23 protein-coding genes and 1 other RNA gene are annotated in these 23513 nt (G+C 51.7%); 6 read left to right on the plus strand and 18 right to left on the minus strand.

The features are described from left to right. Window positions 1–22 precede the first annotated feature (22 nt). From ATL17_RS03995 to ATL17_RS04035, 9 genes are all read right to left on the minus strand, one after another. Window positions 23–1435, minus strand: a complete 1413-nt coding sequence (locus ATL17_RS03995; protein ID WP_166638882.1) for a UDP-N-acetylmuramoyl-tripeptide--D-alanyl-D-alanine ligase — start codon at window positions 1433–1435, stop codon at window positions 23–25. Beyond that, window positions 1432–2877 (minus strand): UDP-N-acetylmuramoyl-L-alanyl-D-glutamate--2,6-diaminopimelate ligase, encoded by a 1446-nt coding sequence (locus ATL17_RS04000; protein ID WP_133571472.1) that lies wholly within the window; start codon window positions 2875–2877, stop codon window positions 1432–1434. The genes ATL17_RS03995 and ATL17_RS04000 overlap by 4 nt, the downstream gene beginning before the upstream one ends. Next, window positions 2874–4592: a peptidoglycan D,D-transpeptidase FtsI family protein gene (locus ATL17_RS04005; RefSeq protein ID WP_133571473.1), complete on the minus strand. Its 1719-nt coding sequence runs from the start codon at window positions 4590–4592 to the stop codon at window positions 2874–2876. The genes ATL17_RS04000 and ATL17_RS04005 overlap by 4 nt, the downstream gene beginning before the upstream one ends. Continuing rightward, window positions 4589–4984, minus strand: a complete 396-nt coding sequence (gene ftsL / locus ATL17_RS04010; protein ID WP_133571474.1) for a cell division protein FtsL — start codon at window positions 4982–4984, stop codon at window positions 4589–4591. The genes ATL17_RS04005 and ftsL overlap by 4 nt, the downstream gene beginning before the upstream one ends. Beyond that, window positions 4984–6003, minus strand: coding sequence for a 16S rRNA (cytosine(1402)-N(4))-methyltransferase RsmH (rsmH, locus tag ATL17_RS04015; protein WP_211197760.1), 1020 nt, complete (start codon window positions 6001–6003; stop codon window positions 4984–4986). The genes ftsL and rsmH overlap by 1 nt, the downstream gene beginning before the upstream one ends. Before the next feature lie 137 nt (window positions 6004–6140). Beyond that, window positions 6141–6515: RNase P RNA component class A (gene rnpB, locus ATL17_RS04020), an RNA gene on the minus strand. Window positions 6516–6575: 60 nt separating this feature from the next. Then, window positions 6576–7283 (minus strand): J domain-containing protein, encoded by a 708-nt coding sequence (locus ATL17_RS04025; protein WP_133571475.1) that lies wholly within the window; start codon window positions 7281–7283, stop codon window positions 6576–6578. Between the two features lie 73 nt (window positions 7284–7356). Further along, complete coding sequence (gene metF, locus ATL17_RS04030) at window positions 7357–8280, minus strand: methylenetetrahydrofolate reductase [NAD(P)H] (RefSeq protein WP_133571476.1); 924 nt, start codon at window positions 8278–8280, stop codon at window positions 7357–7359. Between the two features lie 7 nt (window positions 8281–8287). Then, window positions 8288–9244 (minus strand): ArsR/SmtB family transcription factor, encoded by a 957-nt coding sequence (locus ATL17_RS04035; RefSeq protein ID WP_133571477.1) that lies wholly within the window; start codon window positions 9242–9244, stop codon window positions 8288–8290. A gap of 150 nt (window positions 9245–9394) precedes the next feature. Between ATL17_RS04035 and ATL17_RS04040 the strand changes: the two genes are divergently transcribed. Further along, window positions 9395–9706, plus strand: coding sequence for an ArsR/SmtB family transcription factor (locus ATL17_RS04040; protein WP_208111109.1), 312 nt, complete (start codon window positions 9395–9397; stop codon window positions 9704–9706). A 25-nt stretch (window positions 9707–9731) separates the two neighbouring features. Here the strand turns inward: ATL17_RS04040 and ATL17_RS04045 are convergent, their stop codons facing one another. Continuing rightward, the gene (locus tag ATL17_RS04045) at window positions 9732–10850 is read right to left on the minus strand and encodes a DUF2336 domain-containing protein (protein WP_133571478.1); all 1119 of its coding nucleotides are present in this window, start codon (window positions 10848–10850) and stop codon (window positions 9732–9734) included. Between the two features lie 195 nt (window positions 10851–11045). Beyond that, complete coding sequence (locus tag ATL17_RS04050; RefSeq protein WP_133571479.1) at window positions 11046–12485, minus strand: catalase; 1440 nt, start codon at window positions 12483–12485, stop codon at window positions 11046–11048. A 99-nt stretch (window positions 12486–12584) separates the two neighbouring features. Here ATL17_RS04050 and ATL17_RS04055 point away from each other — a divergent pair, with 99 nt between their 5' ends. Further along, a complete protein-coding gene (locus ATL17_RS04055; protein WP_166638883.1) occupies window positions 12585–13526 on the plus strand; it encodes a hydrogen peroxide-inducible genes activator in 942 nt (313 codons plus the stop codon). Here ATL17_RS04055 and ATL17_RS04060 read toward each other — a convergent pair. From ATL17_RS04060 to ATL17_RS04070, 3 genes are all read right to left on the minus strand, one after another. After that, window positions 13477–14064, minus strand: coding sequence for an MOSC domain-containing protein (locus ATL17_RS04060; RefSeq protein WP_133571481.1), 588 nt, complete (start codon window positions 14062–14064; stop codon window positions 13477–13479). The two genes, ATL17_RS04055 and ATL17_RS04060, sit on opposite strands and share 50 nt — an antisense overlap. Next, window positions 14061–14984 (minus strand): EamA family transporter RarD, encoded by a 924-nt coding sequence (gene rarD / locus ATL17_RS04065; RefSeq protein WP_166638884.1) that lies wholly within the window; start codon window positions 14982–14984, stop codon window positions 14061–14063. Before rarD ends, ATL17_RS04060 begins: the two co-directional genes overlap by 4 nt. A 102-nt stretch (window positions 14985–15086) precedes the next feature. Next, window positions 15087–15890 (minus strand): alpha/beta fold hydrolase, encoded by an 804-nt coding sequence (locus ATL17_RS04070; protein WP_133571483.1) that lies wholly within the window; start codon window positions 15888–15890, stop codon window positions 15087–15089. Window positions 15891–15998: 108 nt separating this feature from the next. Here ATL17_RS04070 and ATL17_RS04075 point away from each other — a divergent pair, with 108 nt between their 5' ends. Continuing rightward, window positions 15999–16448 (plus strand): host attachment protein, encoded by a 450-nt coding sequence (locus tag ATL17_RS04075; protein WP_166638885.1) that lies wholly within the window; start codon window positions 15999–16001, stop codon window positions 16446–16448. Window positions 16449–16511: 63 nt separating this feature from the next. On the opposite strand, the gene ettA is transcribed toward ATL17_RS04075, so the two are convergent. Beyond that, complete coding sequence (ettA, locus tag ATL17_RS04080; protein WP_133571485.1) at window positions 16512–18167, minus strand: energy-dependent translational throttle protein EttA; 1656 nt, start codon at window positions 18165–18167, stop codon at window positions 16512–16514. 105 nt (window positions 18168–18272) lie between these two features. Continuing rightward, window positions 18273–18716, minus strand: a complete 444-nt coding sequence (locus ATL17_RS04085; protein WP_281275856.1) for an Lrp/AsnC family transcriptional regulator — start codon at window positions 18714–18716, stop codon at window positions 18273–18275. A 146-nt stretch (window positions 18717–18862) separates the two neighbouring features. Here ATL17_RS04085 and ald point away from each other — a divergent pair, with 146 nt between their 5' ends. Further along, window positions 18863–19978 (plus strand): alanine dehydrogenase, encoded by a 1116-nt coding sequence (ald, locus tag ATL17_RS04090; RefSeq protein WP_133571487.1) that lies wholly within the window; start codon window positions 18863–18865, stop codon window positions 19976–19978. A gap of 236 nt (window positions 19979–20214) precedes the next feature. Then, a complete protein-coding gene (locus tag ATL17_RS04095) occupies window positions 20215–21090 on the plus strand; it encodes a LysR family transcriptional regulator (RefSeq protein WP_133571488.1) in 876 nt (291 codons plus the stop codon). Window positions 21091–21156: 66 nt separating this feature from the next. Here ATL17_RS04095 and ATL17_RS04100 read toward each other — a convergent pair whose 3' ends face one another. Next, window positions 21157–21852, minus strand: a complete 696-nt coding sequence (locus ATL17_RS04100) for a nitroreductase family protein (protein WP_133571489.1) — start codon at window positions 21850–21852, stop codon at window positions 21157–21159. A 92-nt stretch (window positions 21853–21944) separates the two neighbouring features. Continuing rightward, on the minus strand, window positions 21945–22610 hold the full coding sequence (locus ATL17_RS04105; protein WP_133571490.1) for a GntR family transcriptional regulator: 666 nt from the start codon (window positions 22608–22610) through the stop codon (window positions 21945–21947). A 179-nt stretch (window positions 22611–22789) separates the two neighbouring features. Between ATL17_RS04105 and ATL17_RS04110 the strand changes: the two genes are divergently transcribed. After that, the gene (locus ATL17_RS04110) at window positions 22790–23398 is read left to right on the plus strand and encodes a carboxymuconolactone decarboxylase family protein (protein ID WP_133571491.1); all 609 of its coding nucleotides are present in this window, start codon (window positions 22790–22792) and stop codon (window positions 23396–23398) included. Window positions 23399–23513 lie beyond the last annotated feature (115 nt).

Below are 23513 nucleotides of genomic sequence, written 5' to 3' on the forward strand. Positions count from 1 at the left end.
GGCTTTTACCCTTCTTTTGCGCTTACTCTTTGGTCGGCGGCCACTTCTCGCGGCACGCCTGAACCAGCGCCCCCAATCCAATCCCGTTCGACCCTTTGACCATAACTAAGTCGCCCGGCGCAAGCCAATTTGCCAGTTTTGGTAAAAGCGTGTCGCGGTTTTCCAACCATTCCACAACCAGATCATCGCGCACATCTTCAAACAAGTGCGCCATCATCGGCCCAACAAAATAGCATTGCTCTGGCGCCAGTTGCTTCAATGGTTCGGCCAATGACCGATGCAAATCCGGCGCTTGCGCGCCCAATTCCAACATGTCACCCAAAATCACGCATGTGCGTCCCTGGTGCTGATTTCGCGACAATGTATCTAGTGCAGCCAGCATGGACGTGGGGTTGGCATTATAGCTTTCATCCACCAATGTTGCCGTGCCTTCTTCCAGCTCCAGCGTGATGATTTCACCCCGTCCCGGTGGCGCAACATAGTGCTGAATGGCGGCCAACAATGCATCTGCGTCTAACTCAAGCGCGCGACCAATCAGATAAGCCGATGCTGCATTTGGCAATGCATGCGCGCCCAATTGCGGCACCAGCAATTGCCCATTTTCAGCGTCAAATTCAAAATCACAGCCAATCTGCCCGTCTGCCAGAACAGGGGCGGACAAATGCATATCAGCCATTTCTGCAAAACCATAAGTGGTGACATTTTCATGTCCCAACCCGGCGGCGCGGCCTTTCAGATAGGCCACATAATCATGGTCCGCCCCCAAAAACACATGTCCGCCCGGCAACAGGCCTTCAAATATCTCTGCCTTGGCATCGGCAATGCCATAAAGATCTTTGAAATTTTCCAGATGCGCTGGGGCGATACGCGTGATCACCGCCATATGCGGGCTCACCATGTTCACAAGCGGCCGAATTTCATCGGCATGGCTCATGCCCAATTCAAACACGGCAAATTCCGTGTCAGCCGGCATACGCGCCAGCATAAGCGGCACGCCCCAATGGTTGTTGAAGGATTTGATGGAAAAGTGGGTTTTGCCAAATTGCTGCAATGTAATGCGGATCGCCTCTTTGGTGGAGGTTTTGCCCACACTTCCCGTTACAGCAATCACTTTGCCCTGCATGCGTTGGCGCGCCGCCACGCCCAAACGTTCTAGACCTAACAGCGCATCATCAACCACGATTAGCCGGGACAAATCGGGATGCGCATCAGCAAACGCGTCGCTAACCAATGCCGCGCCAGCACCTTGCTCCAGTGCTTTCGCCACAAAATCATGGCCATCAAAGCGATCTCCTTTGATAGCGACAAACAAATCATTTTCGCTGATGGTGCGGCTATCGATAGATATGCCGTTTATCGCCGCGTCGGCATCGAGTCCCACCGCACGACCATCGGTCGCGCGGCAAATCTCGTCAATGGTCCACAATGCGGTCACTTTGATCCAATGGCCTTTAGAATGACATCATGGTCTGAGAAATCATGTTTCTCGGTGCCAATGATCTGATAGTCCTCATGGCCTTTACCAGCCACCAAGAGCACATCGCCCTCGCCCATCATTTCAAGCCCCATTTCTATGGCTTTTTTGCGATCCGGCACATCTTTACATTCCGGTGCGGCTTTCAACACCTCATCGCGGATCGCCTGCGGATCTTCTGTGCGGGGGTTATCATCGGTCAAAATCGCAACGTCTGCATGCTCAACTGCAATCTTGCCCATGGGACCACGTTTGCCTTTGTCGCGATCGCCACCACAACCAAACACCACAATCAATTTGCCCTTCACGAATGGGCGCAAACTTTCAAGCGCTGTTTGCAGCGCGTCAGGTGTATGCGAATAATCCACATAGGCCGCGCCGCCATTATGTTCTGCAACTTTTTCCAAGCGGCCTTTTGCACCTTCAAGCTTTTCAAGGCTTAACAAAGCATCATGCTTATCCACGCCCGTGGCCACCGCCATGGCGAACGCAACCAAAGCATTGCTCACTTGGAATTTGCCTGCCAATGGCAGCAAAAATTCAACATCTTCGCCCACCAAGCGGCCTTTAACCCGCTGGCCATAACCTTCTGGCTCAATGGAGAACACTTCAAAATAAGCGCCATTTTCACCAACGGTAAGAATGGTGCCATTGCGCTCCAACCCGGCCATCATAAATGGCATGGCTTCATCATCATCCATATTGATGACGCAGGTGCACCCGTCAGTCAAAAGATCGCGGAACAAACGCAATTTCGCGTCATGATAGGCTTCCATAGTCTCATGGTAATCTAAGTGATCGCGGGTCAAATTGGTGAACCCGGCAACACGAAACTTCATGCCATCTAGCCGACGCTGATCCAACCCATGGCTGGACGCCTCAAGAGCAATATGGTCGATGCCCTCTTTTTTGAGCTGGTGCAGCTCCTTGTGCAATTGCATCGGCCCCGGTGTGGTCAACTCACCAACAATATGCTTGTCGCGGGTCACAATACCCAACGTGCCGACTGACGCAGCATTTAGATGATTGTCGATCCAGATTTGGCGCAGGAAGGACACAACTGAGGTTTTGCCATTAGTGCCCGTCACGGCCACAGGATAGGCTGGCTGCGGCTCGTTCACCCGCCGCGCTGCCCGCGCAAATGCGGCCCGCACATCATTGACCAGATAGATCGGCACGCCCGGATTATATTCAAGGCCCCGGTCTGTCACGATGGCGATGGCACCTAAGCGCACCACATCTTTCACAAATTCATTGCCGTGAAACTTTTCACCCGGCAGGGCAAAAAAGGCATCGCCTTTTTTCACGTCGCGGGAATCTGAGGTAATCCCTTCAACATCAAGATCCATAAACTCTTGAGAGCTTTCTGCTCCAACCAAAAGCTTCTTAATGGAAAAACTCATATTTCCCCCAACTTACGCAACTCAGCCGGTACCAGCTGAGCGTCTAATTCTGGATCGTTGTTTGGCATAACACCCAGCATAGGCGCAACCTTTTCCACAATCCTATGTGTCACATCGCCCGCATTCCATGCTGCGGTGCGGCCGCTACGTTCATTTTCCCGCTTCGGCTCATCCACCATGATCACCATCGCATAGCGCGGCGCGTCCATTGGAAACGCTGAAGCAAATATAGCAAGGCTTTTTTCCTTGGAATAGCGGCCATCAACCACCTTTTCCGCCGTACCGGTTTTGCCGCCTAGGCGGAAACCATCAGGATCAGCACGACGGCCAGAACCATATAGAGCATTATGACGCATCAAATAACGCATATAATCGCTGGTGCGCTCGCTCACCACTTGGTTAGAACTGGAAAGCGCGGTGATCTGATCTCGCGGAAACAATGTAGGTTCCACCAAATGCCCGCCATTTACCAACGCAGAAAAGGCAGTCGCCAATTGCAATGGCGTGGCCGAAAAACCATGGCCAAAGGACGCCGTGGCCGCCGCGACTTCAGAAAATTGCGGGGCAATTTGCGAGGCAGTCCGCTCAGGCAATTCAATTGGTGGCGCGCCCTCAAAACCCATTCTGGTCAAAAAGGCACGGTAATTATCCTTGCCCATCGCCTGCATCATTTTGATGGTACCGATGTTGGAGGAATATTGATAAACCTCCGGCACGCTCAACACGCGCTTTTGCCCGTGAAAGTCGCCAATAGAATAGCGGCCAAACCGCACCGGCTTTGTGGCGTCAAATTTGTCCGTAATTTGCACCCGGCCGCTATCCAGCGCACCAGCTGCAGTGATGGTTTTGATGGTAGAACCCAACTCAAACTTACCCGCGGTGATGCGGTTAATCCGCCCCTCTTCCAGCGCCGTGGCTGGTTCGTTCGGGTCAAAGTCTGGCAGTGACACTAAGGCGACAATCTCGCCCGTGCGCACATCCATCATCACGCCTGCTGCCGCAATCGCCTGATAACGCTCCAACGCATCTTCAAGCTGATTGTGCATGATGTGCTGCACCCGCAAGTCAATCGAAAGATTTACCGGCTGCAAATTGCGTGCACGGGCCAAGCCCAACTCTTGCAGCAACGCCACATCGCGCCCATCCAAATAGCGCTCAATGCCAGCAATGCCCACATTGTCGACATTCACCGCGCCCAAAATGTGCGAGGCAACATTGCCGCCCGGATAAAAGCGACGGCTTTCAGTCACAAAATCCACGCCGGGAATGCCAAGGCGTAAGATGCGCTCTTTTTGCTGTGGGGTCAGCTCACGCTGCAACCACACGAAACCTTCGTCGCCATCCAACCGCTCGCGCAAAAGCTTTTTGTCCATGTAGGGCAGTTCTGCGCTCAGCGCATCCACCGCCTCATCCACATCCACAATCCGGCGCGGCTCAGCAAAAAGACTAGGCACCTGAATATCAACTGCGAGTTGTTGGCCATTCCGGTCCAAAATTTCTGGGCGGGTTGCTGTCAGCGCTGGGCGCTCGTGACCCGCATTATTTTCCGCCACTTCGGTGTTGGCAATATTGATCAATCGCGCACCCACGACACCAAACAACAAAAGGGCCACAATCAGCGAAAGCCGAATGCGGCTTTGCGTCATATGTCCACGCGCTTTGCGTGCCCCTTCAAGGGTGATGGTAGAGCTATGTGTGGTGGCATAATCGCTCATGGACGGCGCTCCGGTGGGGTAATGCTTGGCAATTCAGACATTTCATTTGGGTCAACACCTGCCTCAAGCGACAGCAGCAAAGCTTCCAACCCGTCAGTGTCCGGCCCAGAAGGCCGCATTGGAATATCTTCAATGCGCTGATATTGCTCGGTCTTGATCGGCTCCAAACCCAATACAGCGGCATGGCGCTCAACAATCGGCTGCAAGCGCCCCGGCTGGTTCAAATAAGCCCAATCCGCCTTCAATGTGCTCAGCTCCTGCGTTTTACGCGCAATTTCATCTTCCAAAGCAGAAACCTGCACGCTCAAATCTTCCGCGTGATATTTCTGGCCATACACAAAAATCAGCGCGCAAAAGCTGGTAACCAGCAAGCCGAGATTGATCCAACGCATCACGTCTTCGCCCCCACTTCCTGTTTTTTTGCCATGCCGGGCACACCTAAACCATCCATGCTGAAAGCGCGTGCAGGCACTTCATTGCGCGTTGCATAACGCAATGTGGCCGAACGGGCGCGCGGATTGCGATTCAACTCTTCTTTCGACGGTCGGATGGGCTTGGAAATATCATCCCAACATTGCGGCGCCTCTTCTGACATGGGCAAATGCCGCGACTGTTGCGCCTGCGGCTTGAAGAACCGCTTCACAATCCGATCTTCCATCGAATGGAATGTCACAACCGCAAGCTTGCCCCCCGCAGGCAAAATCGCCTCTGCATCGTAAAGCCCGTGCACAAGTTGATTATATTCGGCATTCACCGCAATGCGCAGTGCTTGAAAAGTCTTGGTCGCCGGATGAGCTTTGCCTGGCTTGCCCTTACCCAAGGTTTTCTCGATCAAATTCGCCAACTGCAAAGTGGTCGTCAGCGGCGCTTCTTCACGTGCAGCCAAAATGGCTTTAGCCACCGCTCGCGCCCGCTTTTCTTCGCCAAATCCGAAAATCAAATCGGAAAGTTCGCGCTCTTCCAGCCCATTGACCATATCTGCCGCGGTCGCGCCAGCTTGCTCCATGCGCATATCCAAAGGCCCGTCACGCATAAAAGAAAAGCCGCGCTCGCCTTGGTCGAGCTGCATGGAACTCACACCAATATCGAGCACAATTGCATCAACATCACTAATGTCCGCTTCAGCAAGCAAAGTCGCCATTTGGCCAAATTGACCCGGCAAAAATTGAAATTTATCGTCAAAGTCCGCCTTCAACGCATCAACAAATGGCGCAACGCTTGGGTCACGATCAATGCCAATCACCCGTGCACCAGCCTCAAGAAAACAACGCGAATATCCGCCAGCACCAAATGTGCCGTCAACAATCTGCCTCCCTTCAACGGGCGCAAGACCTTCGATAACTTCTTGAATAAGAACAGGAATATGCGACTGATCTGACGACATATTTTGTGCGTCCTGATGTTGAACCATCAGTTGTGATACTCCTGTTGAACCAAATACGCGGCGCAGCACCACCCAAGGCGCTTTCGACTTTATCCGCAAAATATAGCTAACCGAGCCTTAAGATTAGGTTTCAAATTCGCGCATATTTCGTTTTTTGGAGAGTAATTGTCAGTTGGTCTATAAGCCGGATTCTGTAAGGCAGAAAAATCTGCGTGGCAGCCATTCATCTGAGCCATCTGTTGCCAGAGGGCTTATGCAACCAACCCGGATGACTGATCTGGAAACCGATCCGCACAAGCAAGCTTGTACTATGCCATCCCTATTTGGTTTTGCTCCCGGTGGGGTTTACCATGCCGAACCTGTTGCCAGCTCCGCGGTGCGCTCTTACCGCACCCTTTCACCCTTACCGCGCTAAACGCGGCGGTTTGCTTTCTGTGGCACTTTCCCTAAGGTCGCCCTCGCCGGACGTTATCCGGCACCGTGTCTCCATGGAGTCCGGACTTTCCTCTCCTAAAAGGAGCGACTGCCCGACCAACTGACCCGCCTTCAATAGGCACGCAATGTCCAACGGTCAAGCACAATGCCGAAAGAAACGCCCCCTAGGCGGAATTGGCCTGCCGACTTTCCAAAATCTGATCATAGGCATGGTTGATAGCCGCCATTTTTTTAGACGTAAGCTGCACCAATTCAGCAGGCACACCCTTGGCCAAAAGCCGATCCGGATGATGTTCCGACACCAATTTGCGGTAAGCTTTGCGCAACTCATCATCGTCAATATCGCGATCTACGCCGAGCACAAAATATGGGTCACTATCCCCGGCCACCATGTGCCGAGCGCTCAAGCGATCAAACTCGTCCTCGGTAAAGCCGAATATGACGCCCACTGTTTCCAGATAAGCCAGCTCATCCTCATGGATCAGCCCATCCGCCTCAGCAATGTGGAACAATCCGTCTAGCACGTGCTCCAGCGTTTCAGGACTATCCTGAAACAGCCGCGCCACACGCCGCGCATAGGTTTCAAATCCCGCCACATCTTGCTGGGCAAGGTCAAACACACGTGCCACCTGCTTTTCAGCACCCGCAGGGATTTCTACATTTTCTCGAAAAGCGCGGATTTCATCAGCGGTCACCACGCCATCGGCGGCCGCCATTTTGGCAGAGAGTGCCACTAAGGAAAGAGTAAAAGCAGCTTCCTTGCCGCCCAACAGCCACGTCTCAGGGTCCAGCAACGAGGCAAGCGAACCCGCCAACCCCGTGCGTTCTGAAAAGGAACCAATTTTTTGCGCTATCACTGTCCAAACAGACATTTTACCCTCCCGCAGCCAACTGGTTGCCAGATATAGGCGACATTATGTCCGATTCCAGACATTAAAACGAGAATTAGCCTCTTGAAATTTCCGGCCGCCGCCCCAATAGACGCGCCAAAGCATAGACCAAAGGCGACCTATTCATGGTATAAAAGTGAAATTCAGTGACCCCACGGTCCACCAATTCTGTCACTTGCTCTGCCGCAACTGCCGCGGCAACCAGCGCATGGGTCTCTGGATCATCCTCCAAACCCGCAAACCGCTCGGCAATCCAATTGGGGATGGTGGCACCGCAGCGACCTGCAAAATTGGCAATCTGCGTGAAATTATGAATGGGCTGAATGCCCGCCACAATCGGCGCTTCAATACCTGCATTGCGCGCCCGATCCACAAAGCGCAGATAAAGCTCATTATCAAAGAACATCTGGGTGATGGCGCGGCTGGCACCCGCATCAATTTTGCGCTTCAAATTTTCAAATTCGGCATACCAGTCCGGGCTTTGCGGATGCTTTTCTGGATAGCAGGCCACTGAAATATCAAAATTGCCAATGGTGCGAATGCCTGCCACCAAATCAGCAGCATTGCGATAGCCCTCAGGATGCGGCTGAAACGGTTGCCCCACCCCTTCTGGCGGATCACCACGCAAAGCTACAATGCGCGATACGCCCGCATCTTTATAACCGCGCACCACATCATTCACTTCTTCTTTACTTGCGCCCACGCAAGTCAAATGCGCTGCAGCCTTCACGCCGCTTTCTTTCTCAATGCGCGAGACCATTTTGGTCGTGCGGTCCCGCGTGGTGCCGCCTGCACCATAGGTCACGGAAACAAAGCGCGGCGACAAGGGCGCCAGGCGCTCAAGTGTTTCCCAAAACCGCGCTTCCATCTTGTCGGTTTTTGGCGGGAAAAATTCAAAGGAAAGATCAAGTTTCGCCAAATCCTTATCGGATTGGCGAGACAAACGGTCTGGAGTAGAGAAAATAGGTGTATCGCTCATAATCAAATCAATTCTTATGTGTGTCTGTTAGGTGCCAAATGCACACTGTTAGTCCGTCGTCTGGGCCAGGATGCGGGATCTCCCGCGCCTGCATCACATCCAATCGCGCGCTGCGCGCCCAGGCCTGCATTTGAACATGGGAAAGGCCCAGGCGACGATGCGCCTGCTCTTCCCGCAAAAACTCCAATTTATGGGGCATAAAGTCGACCACCATGATCGCCCCGCCGGGCTTCAGCGCCATGCGCGCATTGTGCAGCGCAATGCCCGGATCATCAAAATGGTGCAGCACTTGATGCAGCATCACAAAATCCGCACTGTCGCGATATTCTGACAAATCGCCAATATCGGCCAAACGCACCTGCACATTCTTCTGACCAGATTTTTCAAACTTGGTGCGGGCAACCGAAATCATCTCGCGGCTGGCATCAAGCCCAATCCCTTTGCTGAATTGATCGGCCAACAATTCAAGCATACGCCCGGTGCCCGTGCCCAAATCCAAGAAGGTTTCAAAATGCTGACCAGCGAGCAATTGCGCAATGCTTGCCTCAACCGCCTCATCCGGCGCGTGCAAAGTGCGCAAACGGTCCCAATCCTTCGCCACTTTGGCGAAAAAGGTTGCCGCTCTGGCCTGGTGATCACGCCGCACAGCGGCCAAACGCTCCCGGTCTGCCACCAACATTTCATCTGATGGATCAAGACGGCCCAAAATGTGCTGCACCAAAGCAGCAGAGCCCAATTCATCCGAAAGCCTGAAAAAGGCCCACGCGCCTTCTGCATGTCGCGTAATGAGGCCCGATTCGGTCAATAATCGCAGATGTCGAGACACGCGCGGCTGGCTTTGGTCTAAAATCTCAGTTAAATCTTTTACAGAAAGTTCACCCTCTGACAAAAGGGCAAGAAGCCTCAGCCGCGTAAACTCGCCCGCAGACCTCAAGATTTCCACCATTTCGCGCAGATTCGCCACAGCCACCTCACATGATATAAAGGTTTCTTTATATCCTAAATACAGAATTTGGCAATGAAATAGGTTAAAGCGGTGAAGGTAATTTTATTGCCGCCTAAATGAAGCAAAGCCTTCAATTAAAACAACAATTAAATAAGAGTCGTTAAAAAGATGACAAACGAACGTCACAGTACGGCAAATAACTCGTCAAATGATCGCGATAAAATGTGCGTGATTCTTAGTGCCCTTGCGGATCCGGTAAGATTGTCAATTGTGGAACAATTGGCAGAAAAAGGTGAATTGCCTGTAGGCGCGATCTCTTCGCCCCACAGCATTACGGCACCAGCCATCTCACGTCACTTGCGTGTTTTGGAATCTGCAGGTGTAATCGAACGCCGAATTGATCGGCAATGGCGGATTTGCTCTCTACAAAAACCCACCATCCAAAAAGTTATTGATTGGGCTCAAAACCTGATCAACTAACTGCAATCAGCTTTACGCCGCAGCTTTAGGCAACTCGCCTATTTTGCTGTGGGCGGCGAAAGCTGTGTGCCCGCCACATCTCAAAAATCTCACGCGCATCATGAAACGAAAGTGTTTCATAGCGTGCTGAGGCGAGTTGCAAATCATCGGTACCCAGCTTGTCACGCCATGGCACAACGGCGATGGCCTTGGCGAAGCTTTCTGGCGTCATATCCAATGCCCGTGCGGCAACGGTGAAGGCGCCAATATCCTGTGCGGCAAACCATTTCACCATTACTTCAGGCTGAATACGCAGCATAAAGGCGATGGCAGCGGCAGTATGGTGGCCATAGGAGAAGCGACAAAAGCGCTCCAAGGCCTTCATATCAAGCTTGCGCCGATCGCTAAGCGCTTTCACTTGGCCCCAGGCAACGGTCCACTCTGTTGCGTTAAAGCCCACGCGCTCTTTAATTTTATTCACCACCACATTTTTCGCATCATCCACATTGGCACGATCAACACGCATATGGGTGCGCGCCAAGTTGGTGAACACACGCTTGCTGGCATCATCCAGCGTGGCGTAAATTGAACGCCAATCCACATCTTTGCGGTAAGCCAACTGCCCGGCAATAGACTCATCTTTTTCCGCACGACGGATCAACACCGGACCTGTTTCAGGCCCAATCTCAGCATTGTGGTTTTCCATCAATTTAACGATGGTTTCTTTTTCTGCATGATCGCAGATCGAGCTGCTCACACGGTCAGCAACAGCAACACGCCCCGCAATCGCAGATCGATGCCCCTCTGATTGCGATTCAATAATCTCAATCAAATCATCGTCCGAAAGCACGCTTGAAAACTCAAGCAATGGCGTGGCCACTTCAACCTCGTCATGGGCGAGTTTGATCACAACTGTTCCCGGCGCACGTGACAGTGGAGCCAAAATTTGGGCCACCTCGGCGCGGGCTTCAGATTCAACCATTTCCGCTAATTGGCACAGCACTTCGTCATATTGCGCGATCTGCTCATCATCGCAACGGTCCACCACATGGCTAAACAGCTTAGCCATATTCCGGATCAATTGCTCGCACTCGGCCTTATTCGGCTCGCTGGTGAGCGCCCGAAAATTCGAAAATGCAGTCCCCTTGGAATGATCAAGTTCCATTGCTACCTCCTTCAGCGCTTTTGCGCCATTCAACGCAATCTACATGAGGCTAGTTAAAGTAAATGCTGGCGTTTCACATAAAGTTTGCGGCAAATTTTATGCTTTGACGTAAGGTCTGATTAACCAAAAAAGCGCCACCTACGGTTGAGGCGACGCTTCAAAAACTCAATTATGAGTTGTGTAAAACGAGGTTTATTAGCCTTTCAAAGCGTTACGAACCCCATTGCCATAATCAGGATGGACCTGATCAAAAAGCGCCAATTGGCGATCAATGATCTCTTGCGGCACCCCGCCCATTGCATCAGCAATGTTTGAAAATAGGCGTTGCTTTTGCCCTTCATCAAACAATTCAAACAGTGCACGTGGCTGTGAAAAATCATCATTGCCATCGCGGTGATTGTGCCGATCGGCATCACCACTCAGTGGCAAAGCTGGCTCTTTATATTCCGGCGCTTCTTTCGCAGACTCATCAATTGAGTTCGGCTCATAATAAGCATCCACATGCCCGGTTTTCTGGCCCATAAAGTTCATCTGCCCATCTTTATGGTAGTGATGAACACCATTTTTCGGCTGGTTCACTGGCAATGCTTCATAATGCGTACCCAAGCGATAGCGGTGCGCATCTGCATAAGAGAAGATACGTGCTTGCAGCATTTTGTCTGGTGAGAAGCCAATACCCGGCACCACATTTGATGGTGAGAAAGCAGCTTGCTCAATCTCAGCAAAATAGTTTTCCGCGTTGCGGTTCAGCTCCATCACGCCAATATCAATTGGTGGGAAGTCCGCATGTGGCCACACCTTCGTCAAGTCAAACGGATTATGCTCAAAGCTCGCCGCTTGATCTTCGGTCATGATCTGCACTTGAACTTTCCAGCGTGGATAATGGCCAGCTTCAATGGTGCCAAACAATGCCTCTTGATAGGTTTCACGGCTTTCGCCAACAACCTGTTTCGCCTCTTCATTGGTGAAGTGCGCATGGCCTTGCTCGGTTTTGAAGTGGAACTTCACCCAAACGCGTTCACCCTTCTCATTCCACAAAGAATAAGTGTGCGACCCATAGCCATTCATGTACATAGGTGCAGTCGGCAACCCACGATCAGACATCAAAATGGTGACCTGGTGCAAGCTTTCAGGTGAAAGTGACCAAAAATCCCACATCGCTTTAGGCGACCGCAAATTGGTTTTCGGGTGACGCTTTTGCGTGTGAATAAAGTCAGGGAATTTATAGGGGTCACGCACAAAGAACACAGGCGTGTTGTTGCCCACCAAATCCCAGTTGCCTTCTTCCGTATAGAATTTCAGCGCAAAGCCACGTACGTCACGTTCAGCATCCGCTGCACCCAACTCGCCAGCCACTGTCGAAAAGCGCGCCAGCATTTGTGTTTCTGTTCCAGGCTGCAACACTTTGGCAGAGGTGTATTTTGAAATGTCGCCGGTGATTTTTAGTGTACCAAAAGCACCCCACCCTTTCGCGTGCACAACCCGCTCTGGGATACGCTCGCGGTTCTGGTGAGCCAGCTTTTCAATCAATTGATAATCTTGCAACAGCAGCGGGCCGCGAGGACCAGCGCTCAATGAGTTTTGGTTATCCGAAATCGGCGCACCCGCCGTAGTGGTCAATGTTTTCTTGCTCATATCGCTCCCTTTCGTTCACTAAATTAAAGCTAATTGCGCAATGGCTAGAATTCAAATTGATTAAATTTTCAATTATGATAAGTTTTTCTTATGAGCGGAATGACCCTTAAACAAATGCGCTACGCACTGGCGGTGCAAAAATATGGCCATTTCGGCAGCGCAGCCGAAAAGTGTCATGTGACCCAGCCTGCATTGTCTCAGCAAATTCAGACATTGGAAACGCAATGCGGCAAAAAAATATTTGAACGGCTGGGCAAACGGGTGATCCCTACCCGCTTTGGCGAAGTGTTTTTGCTTGAGGCGGGCCGCATTGTGGCGCAGGTGGATGCATTGGAAGAAGCAGCGCACGAAGCCCGCTTTGGTCTCAGCGCACCGATCCGGGGTGCCCTCATCCCCACCATTGCGCCATATTTCCTGCCACACCTGCTGACAACATTGGCAGAGAACTTCCCAACACAGCTCTTCAATCTGGGTGAAATGCAAACCGAAATGCTGTTGGCGCAACTGGCCGATGGTGAGCTGGATTTCGGCATTATCGGCACCAAACCGCCGCTAGAACGGTTCGAAGCGCAACCGCTGTTCGACGACCCATTTGTTTTGGCCGCCGCGCGCCACAAAAACCTACAAGATCCGGTCGATCTCAACTTGATGCAAAATGAGGAGTTGTTGCTGCTGTCAGAAGGTCATTGCTTCCGCGATCAGGCGATTGAAGCGTGCAGCCTGGATCCAAATCCTCGCAATAAAGACCAAAGCTTTGCAGCGACCTCGCTCGCAACCATCGTTGAGTTGGTGGCCAAAGGGTTTGGCGTCACCTTGCTGCCAGCCATGTGCCTCGCCCGCGAAATCCGCAGCGATGCTATTGCCCTGCACGAGCTAAAGTCACCCGGCGCCCATCGCACCATCTCCATGGTGTGGCGACGCACCTCGGCGCAAAAACAGCAATTGCGTCAAATCGCAACCCTCGCGGCAGCACTGGCCGGACCGTGCCTGACTATGCCTTCGCGGGTTGATAAAGTTGCTGCGGCCACACCCGCACCTTAATCTCATCGCCCTTGCGCACAAGGCCCGGGCGCTCGACCCAAGCCACAAGGCCACGCAACTCTGCCGCGGCTTTCACAAAGCCAAGCTCAATATCGTCACGACCATCATAATCAGCCTGTAACGCGGCCCCGGCAATTTTGCACGGCGCATTATAGCCATCAATCCGCAACACTGCGCCGGATGGGAAAAAGAACTGCGTCCGCGATGGAATTTGTGAGAATTGTGGCAAACCGCTGATCAACATGTTCGCGCCAATCCGCCCTGCATCAAAATGATCGACATCCAGCCGTTCAGCAATAATCGCGACTTCTTCAACGGACAAAAGCGACACCTGTCGCTCATTGCGCATATCAGTGCCGCGCTTATACCAAGGCTCACGCCCGCCAGATTTACGCGTCAGTCCCGCATGGTGATCGCCGACAATCCCCTCATAAGTCAGCTCCAACTCAGGCACTGACTTTGAGATGAAATCATCCCCCGCCGCCAAAAACAAATCTGCAAGTTCTGCGGTGAATTTTTGGGCGGGGATCTGTGTCATGCAGGGACCTTTTTGCGTGCCCGCGCAGCCTCACGCTGTCGGGTGAATGAATCATAGGTGAAGACCGCCAAGGATATCCAAATAAGCACAAAACTAAAGAGGCGCGCTTCATTTAGCGGCTCGCCCAACAGCCAAACCGCAAACACAAAATGCATGGATGGCGCGATATATTGGAAAATACCAATCGTGGTCATCCGCAGGCGTTTCGCACCAAAGGAAAACAAGATCAATGGCCCAGCGGTCAAAGGCCCGCTCATAAACAGCAAGAACCAGATGAAAAGACCAGCATCCGCAGTCGCCATTGGATAAGCAGGGCCCATATAGGCCAGCAAAATGATGGCGAAAGGCATGATCATTAGCGTTTCAATCAACAAGCCCGGCGCTGCGCCCACATCAACGGTTTTGCGGAAATAGCCATAAAAGGCAAAACTGGCAGCCAAAGCCAAGGAAATCCACGGCACACCGCCAAGGCCAATGGCCTGCACACCCACGGCAACGGCAGCAATGGCAATTGCGACGGTTTGAAACTTATTCTGGCGCTCACCCAACAGCACCATGCCAATCGCCACATTTGCCAATGGCGTGATGAAATAGCCAAAGCTAACGGAAAGCACATTCTCCGTACCTGTGGCGCCAACAAAAATGGCCCAGTTGATGGAAATGGCAACAGTAGATGCTGCCAGCCACACCATTGTTTTGCGTGATTTAAATACGGTTTTGATCTCATCAAGCCGCTTCACCACCAGCAAGAAAATGGCCACCATCAGGGCAGACCACAACACCCGATGCGCCACCACAATATAAGGGCTCACATCTCCCAATAGTCGGAAAAACAGCGGAAACACGCCCCATGACGTGTATGCCGATAAGGCAGCAAGTGCGCCGAGTTGGGTTTGGCGAACGGAATCATCAGTGCTCATTATCGGGCCTTTCATCTTGATGAAGGCACCGATTACACCTTTTTGACTGGTTTGACCAATCAAACTGATAAATGAGGTCGATCACATAAAGCGATGGATTCATCAAAGCGTGGCGAGATACGCACTCAGCAAATCATTGAACTGTTCAGGCTCTTCCAGATTTGGCAGATGGCCCGTTTGCTCAATCAATTTCGCCTCTGCCAGCGGCACCTCTTGCGCAATCATAGCATTGAGCTTTTCATGATAGGCTGAATCGCAAGTGCCCGCGATCAACAGGAAGGGCATCTTGATTTCATGCAACCGAGAATATGTCTCTGGCCGCGCCACTTTTTGATTCAAGGGTGGATGTTTCAGCCGCAAACTATTCATATCTAAAAACAAATCACGCAACGCACCCTGCACCCGCCCTTCTTCTGCGCGTGCACCATCCAGCCAAACGCGCGCTTCAAACTGGTTGAGCGCATCAAGATCATCGCCCGCTTCCAACTTTTGATAATGCGCGTCAATTTCATTTTCCTGCGCATCAAGCCCAATCATCGGCATCCCCGTAAAAGCAGAAGCAACAAGCACTAGGCCCGCCACCCGGTCTGGATGCGTAAGCGCAAAAGCAGAGGCAAGTCCGCCCCCCATCGAGCATCCCACCAGCACCGCGCGTTCAATGCGAAAATGATCAAGCACCGCCAGCAGATCATCAATGTCCGAGCAAGGCACATCCTCAGATATACTCTGGCCATATCCGCGCTGATCATAGGCGATGGCGTGGATACCCAAATCCATCGCTTCAATCTGCGGCAGCCACATGCGGTGATCCGCCACCCCGGCATGTAAAAACACAACTGGCGCGCCATGGCCTTGCTCAACACCAACGATTTGCGTGCCATTCAATTCGATCTTGAACTCTGCCATCTGAAGGCCCCTATCTGCATCCAAATTTGCGATTTTAAGATGAAACACAAAAGGTGTATCATGCGTTCTACCTTGCGCACCTTAACGCTAAAAGGAAAGGGCAAAAGGATGAAACCGACAATCACTTGGTTATTGGTTGCCAACGGCACCGAAGCGAAAATCTTCGAAAACACCGGCCCGAACAAGGGGCTGACGGCGCTTTCAGATCACGGCAAACAACGTGAAGCGCTGAAAACCAGCGACATTGTCGCCAATGATCGCGGGCGGACATTTTCTTCCGCAGGCGATGGGCGCAGCGCCATGGAGCAGCAAACTGATCCAGACGACGTGGAACATCAGCGCTTTTCAAAAGAAGTGGCTGAACATCTCAATAAGGCCGCTCAAGAAAAAAAGTTCGACCGCTTGATCATCGCAGCGCCGCCGCAAAGCCTTGGTGAAATGCGACAGCACTTCAACAAGCATTTGCAGGAAAAACTGGAAGATGATGTGCCGAAAGATTTGACCAACATCCCAACGGCTGACCTGCCCGACTATTTCAAAAATATGGTCGTGTTTTAAGGGCAGCCCAAACAAAAACGCCCCGCACATGCGGGGCGTCTTCATTGACTCCACTTATCCGGTTTATCGGGTAAGCGGCTTATAAGTCACGCGTTTTGGGTTCACAGCGTCTGGACCCAAACGGCGGATTTTGTCTGCTTCATAATCAGCAAAGTTGCCCTCAAACCATTCCACATGGCTGTCGCCTTCAAATGCGAGCATGTGTGTAGCCAACCGGTCAAGGAACATCCGGTCGTGAGAGATGATCACGGCGCAACCTGCAAACTCCTCCAACGCTTCTTCAAGCGCGGCCAAAGTTTCTGTGTCCAAATCGTTGGTCGGTTCGTCGAGCAGCAACACGTTCGCACCAGATTTCAGCATTTTGGCCAAGTGCACGCGGTTGCGTTGACCGCCTGACAAATTGCCAACCTTCTGCTGCTGGTCACCACCGCGGAAGTTAAAGGCTGAGGTGTAAGCCCGGCTGTTCATCTCACGCTTGCCGAGTGTGATGATGTCGTTGCCTTCTGAAATCTCTTCCCAAACGGTCTTGTTGGCATCCAAAGCATCGCGGCTCTGATCCACATAACCCAGTTTAACAGTGTCACCAATGGTCACGCTGCCTTCATCCGGCTGCTCTTGCCCTGTCAACATTTTAAACAATGTCGATTTACCCGCGCCGTTCGGCCCGATCACGCCCACAATACCACCAGCCGGCAGGTTGAAGCTCAAATCATCAATCAACAAGCGATCTTCAAAGCCCTTTTTCAAGCCTTCAACATTAATCACCAAGTCACCCAAACGTGGGCCAGGTGGCACAATGATTTGCGCTTTGTTGGACTGAGTCCGCGCTTCGTTGGCCTTCACCAACTCATCATAAGCTTTAATACGCGCTTTCGACTTGGCCTGACGCGCCTTAGGAGACGCGGCAATCCACTCTTGCTCGCTTTGCAACACGCGTTGACGCGCTGCATCTTCTGCAGCCTCTTGCTTAAAGCGCTTCGCTTTTTGGCCAAGGTAAGCAGAATAATTGCCCTCATAAGGAATGCCACGACCACGGTCGAGTTCCAAAATCCAGCCCGTTACATTGTCCAGGAAATAACGGTCGTGGGTGATGATCAACACAGCACCCGGAAACTCACGCAAATGCTTTTCAAGCCATGCCGTGGTTTCCGCATCCAAATGGTTGGTCGGTTCGTCGAGCAGCAACAAGTCAGGCGCAGAAAGCAGCAATTGGCAAAGCGCCACACGACGCTTTTCACCACCAGACAAGTTCTCAACATTGGCGTCACCCGGCGGGCAGCGCAGCGCTTCCATCGCCATTTCAACTTTTGAATCAAGATCCCAAAGATTTTCCGCATCTATTTGATCTTGCAGGCGAGCGCCCTCTTCGGCGGTCTCGTCAGAATAGTTCATCATCAATTCGTTATAACGCTCGATAATGTCCTGCTTCTCTTTCACGCCAAGCATCACATTGCCGCGCACATCCAAGTTTGGATCAAGCTGCGGCTCCTGTGGCAAATAGCCGACTTTGGCCCCCTCAGCCACCCAAGCTTCGCCCTGAAACTCAGTGTCGATACCAGCCATGATTTTAAGAAGGGTAGATTTACCCGCCCCGTTTGGCCCCAAAACACCAATTTTGGCGTCGGGATAAAAGCTCAGATGAATGTTGTCCAACACCTTCTTGCCACCGGCATAAGTTTTGGACATGCCATGCATGTGATAGATAAATTGACGCGCCATATTGCGAACCTCAAATAATAAATGTCTTGCCCATGCGTTTAAGAGATTGGGGCCAAAGACGCAACCACAGAAGCAGGATTTTCGCGTGTTCTGCCCGGAAAGCCGCTATACAGGCAAACCAGTCAGCGGCTTCACCACGCGGATTGCAAGGTTAGATTGAATTTTGGCCACATGTGGCAAGCGTGACAAGCGCGTGCGGTGCAACCGCTCAAAATGCTCCGCATCTTCACACACAAGCCGCAACAAATAGTCTGACGCGCCAGCCACCAGCGACGCTTCCAAAATCTCTGGCGCGGAACGCACGGCCTCTTCAAATTCAACCAATGTGGCTTCACTTTGATTGGTCAGGCTCACCTCCACATAGAACAACATGCCAAATCCCAAAATATCGGGATCAAGATGGGCATGATAACCAGAGATCAGCCCCCGCTCCTCCAGAAGCTTCACCCGACGATGACACGCAGAGGTTGAAAGCCCCACAAGGTCACCCAATTCCTGCATCGATATCCGACAATCTGCCTGCAACGACCGAATAATTCGCTTATCCAACTGATCAAGGGAAAAAATACGAATACCTCCCGATTAATTCGTAAAATTTTTAACTAAGCTAATAGTTCAGACACAAAATTGCAATTTTTTCCGGCAGCATCTGAATTATACTTTCAGCGAATTTTCGAATGCGGAGGGAGTCTTCAATGAAAATCGGTGTACCCAAAGAAATCAAAAACCATGAATATCGCGTTGGTTTGACACCAGAGAGCGTGGCAGAATTGATCGCAAATGGCCATGAACTCTATGTCGAGACCAACGCGGGCGCTGGCATTGGCGCAGCCAATGATGTTTACGAACAAGCAGGCGCGAAAATCCTGAACACGGCCAAAGAAGTGTTCGATATTGCCGACATGATCGTCAAAGTCAAAGAGCCCCAAGCCAATGAGCGCGCTATGCTCAAGCCGGGCCAAATTCTCTACACATATTTGCACCTGGCACCCGATCCAGAGCAAACCAAAGATTTGGTTGAAAGCGGCGCAGTGTGCATCGCTTATGAAACCGTAACAGACAATGCTGGTGGCTTGCCCTTGCTTAAGCCTATGAGCCAAGTTGCTGGTCGTATGTCGATCCAAGCTGGCGCTGCCGCATTGGAGAAGGCCCACGGCGGCCGCGGCGTTTTGATGGGCGGCGTGCCCGGCGTTGCACCTGCTAAAGTGGTTGTTGTTGGCGGCGGCGTTGTTGGTTTCAACGCAGCACAAATGGCCGTTGGCATGCACGCAGACGTGACAATTTTGGACCGCAACCCAGCGCAACTTGAACGCTTGTCCAACCATTTCGAAGCCAGCGCCAAAGTGGTTTACTCCACAAAGGCAGCGCTTGAAGATTTGGTGAAAGAAGCTGATTTGGTGATCGGCGCTGTTTTGGTGCCCGGTGCTGCTGCGCCTAAATTGGTGAACCGCGAAATGCTGAAAACCATGCAGCCCGGCGCTGTGTTGGTTGACGTGGCGATTGACCAAGGCGGCTGCTTTGAAACATCAAAAGCAACCACCCACGCAGACCCAACCTACATCATTGACGATGTAGTGCATTATTGCGTGGCCAACATGCCAGGCGCTGTTGCCCGCACATCAACTTACGCGTTGAACAATGCCACATTGCACCACGCTGTGCAGATCGCCAACAAAGGTTGGAAGCAAGCGTTGAAAGATGATGCGCACCTGAAAAACGGCCTCAATGTATGTGATGGCAAAGTGACCTGTGCCCCAGTGGCCCGCGATCTTGGCTATGACTATGTGAGCGCTGACACATTCTTGAACTAAGAATTTGCACATTGAGAAGTTTCAAAGCCGCGCGGATTATTCTGTGCGGCTTTTTATTTGATTGATCCAGCAAAGGCATTGTTTCGTAATTCTGAACAAAGCCGCTAAATTTGGCTAATTGGACACAAGGTCAATTTTACGACCCTGTAAATTAGACCAATAGGTCAATTGACACTGTTCAACTTTTTTAGCTTAATTTAGCCATACTGAGGCAATTTGTTTGAAAGGGTAATATAATGGATATGCTCAACGCTATGCAGACTTTTGTCGCCGTTGCTGAAAATCACGGGATTACCGCTGCCTCAGAAAAGCTGGGCTGTTCTAAAGCCATCGTATCACGCACCCTAAGCCTTTTGGAAGAACGGCTGGACGTGCGCCTCCTCAACCGCACCACGCGCCGCGTGTCACTCACCGAAGCAGGCAATGAATATTTGGAACATTGCCGCAATATTCTTGAGCAAAATGCTGAGATTGAAAGCCGCTTCGCCGAAAAAAGTCTCGAGCCACAGGGCCGCTTGCGCATCGCCGTGCCCGTAACCTTCGGGTCGCAATATGTCGCCCCACTGCTGCCTAAATTTTTGGAGCGGCACAAAAAAGTGCAGGTCGATTTGCACATGTCAGACCGCTATGTGGACATTATCGAAGAAGGCATGGACTTGGCCATCCGCATTGGTGCCACCGGGTCTGACTCCCTGATTGTCCGCAAATTTGCCGAGACCCATCACCAATTGGCCGCCTCGCCGGAGCTGATTGAGCGGATGGGCGGCAAGCCCAAAGATGTGTCAGACCTAAAAAACTGGCCGTCGATCACTTATTCGCTTCGGCAAAATGCGCCGGCATGGCAAAACTTCCGCGTGGCGCCAGATAGCATCCGCACCAGCACCAACAATGGCGACACCATCGTCACCTTAGCTGAACAAGGCGTGGGCTATTGCTATCTGCCAACCTTTATTCTGACGCCCGCTTTGGAGCTTGGCAGCTTGGTGCCGATGCTTGAAAATGAAGCCAACGACACGACACCGCTTTACGTGCTTTATCCGCACCGACGTCGGCTGCCGCTCAAAACTCGAGTCTTTATCGACTTTATGGTCGAGAATTTTTCAGACCTCTAACATACAAAAAAGGTCAGCCGTCCAGAGCTGACCTTTCTTCGCTTAATGGCTGATCAAGCCAAACCTTTATTCAAAAAAGGTCGCGATCTCTTCCAATGGCTTTTTCTCGGTCGCATGACGCGGAATTTTTGCATCTTCATCCGGATACCCCACCACAAGCAAAATATAAGGCTTGTCCGCTTTTGGCCGCTCACAAATCTCATTGAGAAAGCTCATAGGGTTTGGCGTATGCGTCAGCGTCGCTAGCCCCGCCTTATGCAGCGCCACCAGCAAAAAGCCCGTGGCAATCGACACAGATTCAGGCACATAATAATTCTTATATTTATTGCCATCCGCGCCAATGCTGCGGCGTTCGCCAAAAATAGCGATCAACCAAGGTGCTTTTTCCAAGAAGGGTTTGGAGGCGTCAGTGCCAATAGGTTTCAGCGCTTTCAGCCATTCCTCCCCGGCCCGCCCTTCGTAAAAGGTCTTTTCTTCAATCTCTGCTTCTTCGCGAATGCGCCGCTTCATCTCTGCATCGCCAATCACAGCAAAATGCCATGGCTGATGGTTCGCGCCATTTGGGGCGGTGCCCGCGGCCTTCAAACAAGTTTCGATAATATCGCGTGGCACTGGACGATCCGAAAACTCACGCACCGTATGCCGCTTTTTTATGTCCTCATAAAAGGCCTGCGCCGCCGCGCACATTTCTGCCTCTGGCAGTTCCTTATAATCCGGCAAATCAATGGGTTCAAAATCTTGCCCAAACTGCTGATCGACCATATTCCCTCCCACAGAATTTTGTATTGTCTATCATTATTGTCAGACAATATAAAAGAACGAGCCAAATTGTCAAGCGATACACCCTGCACCGCCTAGTTTTGTGTCGCCAACTCGCGCTTAAAGTGACTACTGGGCAGCGCCTGCACCATTTCGCCCGCGTTCAGAATGTGCTGTTGCATCGCGGCCCCTGCTTCCTGAGCTTGGCCAGACACCATATATTTAACAATGTCACGATGGTCTTGATTGGTGCGGAACACAGATTGCTGATCCACCAACACACGAAATTGCAGCCAATAGATGGACGTTTCAAACTGCAAAATCACGCTTTTCAAATATTCATTATCAGCCAAATCCGCCAGATAATGGTGAAACTCCGTGTTGAGTTGTGAAAACAAAGTGAGGTCGCGATCAGTCTCCGCCGCATCCATGCGACGCTGCAGATCAAGCACTTCTGTTGGCGAGGTATGCACATGCGGCGTAGCCAAGGCCACCCCCAACGCTTCCAACGTTGCCCGCAACACATAAAGATCATGCACCTGCTTGCGGGTAAATTGGCGCACACTCACGCCACGGTGCCGTTCTGAAATCAAAAGGCCAGCTGCAATGAGGCGTTGAAATCCTTCGCGCACTGTCGATCGGCTCACCCCAAGATTTTGGGTAAACTCGGCTTCGACCAACCGCATGCCCGGCGCCAAGCGCCCAGTACGTACGGCATCCGTAATCATGTCCACAACAGATTCAACGCTGGATTCTGACACACATCCCCCAATTTTTGGCTCCCACCCTTTCACGCTAAAAAGAAAGGGTTCTCTTTGCAACCAAATTGCATTGCAATTCCTGCATTTTCAAAAGAATTTTTCAGTATAAATGCGGAATTTATGCGCTATATTGTCAGACAATATAGTCTAGCAAGCACAATGCCAAGGGGGGGAGAAAAATGGCGTGGATCAAAACGATTCCATTTGAGGAAGCAACGGGACGGCTAAAGCAGCTCTATCAAAGGGTCACTGGGCCTAACAATAATGTCGACAACATCATGATGATGCATTCGCTGCGCCCCCATTCCATGGAAGGCCATATGGCGATCTACAAATATGTGCTGCACCATGCCAACAACACCATTCCCAAATGGTTTTTGGAGTGTATCGGCACCTATGTCAGCTATCTGAACAAGTGCAACTATTGCTTTGAACATCACTTTGTTGGCCTCAAGCGCAATCTAAAAGACGACGAACGAGCGGACGCGATTAAAGCCGCCATCGAGCGTCACGACATCTCAAGTGCCCCGCTGTCCCATCAGGAACTCGCCGCACTCGCCTACGCGCAGAAGCTCAATAATCAACCCGGCGAAATGGTAGAAGCCGACGTCGCCGCTTTGCGCGACGCTGGATATGATGATGGCGAAATATTAGAAATCAATCAGGTCACTGCCTATTTCGGCTATGCCAACCGCACAGTCCTCGGCCTAGGCTGCTCCACCGATGGCGACATTATCGGCCTGTCACCCAACAATTCCGCCGACCCGGATGATTGGAACCATAGTTAGAGCAAAGCCCAGTACACTCGCTTACGTCATCCTCGGGCTTGACCCGAGGATCCAAGCAGCAATTATTCAAGACGTATATAGCTGGCCATTTTTCCGCAGATAGCCCCACCTAGAT

It is taken from the genome of Maritalea mobilis (genome assembly GCF_004363175.1).
Lineage (GTDB): Bacteria > Pseudomonadota > Alphaproteobacteria > Rhizobiales > Devosiaceae > Maritalea > Maritalea mobilis.

Bases quoted from the DNA above. Each gene is read 5' to 3' on its own strand.
- ATL17_RS04000 (WP_133571472.1), bottom strand. From the start codon at position 2,877: ATGAGTTTTTCCATTAAGAAGCTTTTGGTTGGAGCAGAAAGCTCTCAA.
- ATL17_RS04005 (WP_133571473.1), bottom strand. From the start codon at position 4,592: ATGAGCGATTATGCCACCACACATAGCTCTACCATCACCCTTGAAGGG.
- ftsL (WP_133571474.1), bottom strand. From the start codon at position 4,984: ATGCGTTGGATCAATCTCGGCTTGCTGGTTACCAGCTTTTGCGCGCTG.
- rsmH (WP_211197760.1), bottom strand. From the start codon at position 6,003: ATGGTTCAACATCAGGACGCACAAAATATGTCGTCAGATCAGTCGCAT.
- ATL17_RS04025 (WP_133571475.1), bottom strand. From the start codon at position 7,283: ATGTCTGTTTGGACAGTGATAGCGCAAAAAATTGGTTCCTTTTCAGAA.
- metF (WP_133571476.1), bottom strand. From the start codon at position 8,280: ATGAGCGATACACCTATTTTCTCTACTCCAGACCGTTTGTCTCGCCAA.
- ATL17_RS04040 (WP_208111109.1), top strand. From the start codon at position 9,395: ATGACAAACGAACGTCACAGTACGGCAAATAACTCGTCAAATGATCGC.
- ATL17_RS04045 (WP_133571478.1), bottom strand. From the start codon at position 10,850: ATGGAACTTGATCATTCCAAGGGGACTGCATTTTCGAATTTTCGGGCG.
- ATL17_RS04050 (WP_133571479.1), bottom strand. From the start codon at position 12,485: ATGAGCAAGAAAACATTGACCACTACGGCGGGTGCGCCGATTTCGGAT.
- ATL17_RS04055 (WP_166638883.1), top strand. From the start codon at position 12,585: ATGACCCTTAAACAAATGCGCTACGCACTGGCGGTGCAAAAATATGGC.
- ATL17_RS04060 (WP_133571481.1), bottom strand. From the start codon at position 14,064: ATGACACAGATCCCCGCCCAAAAATTCACCGCAGAACTTGCAGATTTG.
- rarD (WP_166638884.1), bottom strand. From the start codon at position 14,984: ATGAGCACTGATGATTCCGTTCGCCAAACCCAACTCGGCGCACTTGCT.
- ATL17_RS04070 (WP_133571483.1), bottom strand. From the start codon at position 15,890: ATGGCAGAGTTCAAGATCGAATTGAATGGCACGCAAATCGTTGGTGTT.
- ATL17_RS04075 (WP_166638885.1), top strand. From the start codon at position 15,999: ATGAAACCGACAATCACTTGGTTATTGGTTGCCAACGGCACCGAAGCG.
- ettA (WP_133571485.1), bottom strand. From the start codon at position 18,167: ATGGCGCGTCAATTTATCTATCACATGCATGGCATGTCCAAAACTTAT.
- ald (WP_133571487.1), top strand. From the start codon at position 18,863: ATGAAAATCGGTGTACCCAAAGAAATCAAAAACCATGAATATCGCGTT.
- ATL17_RS04095 (WP_133571488.1), top strand. From the start codon at position 20,215: ATGGATATGCTCAACGCTATGCAGACTTTTGTCGCCGTTGCTGAAAAT.
- ATL17_RS04100 (WP_133571489.1), bottom strand. From the start codon at position 21,852: ATGGTCGATCAGCAGTTTGGGCAAGATTTTGAACCCATTGATTTGCCG.
- ATL17_RS04110 (WP_133571491.1), top strand. From the start codon at position 22,790: ATGGCGTGGATCAAAACGATTCCATTTGAGGAAGCAACGGGACGGCTA.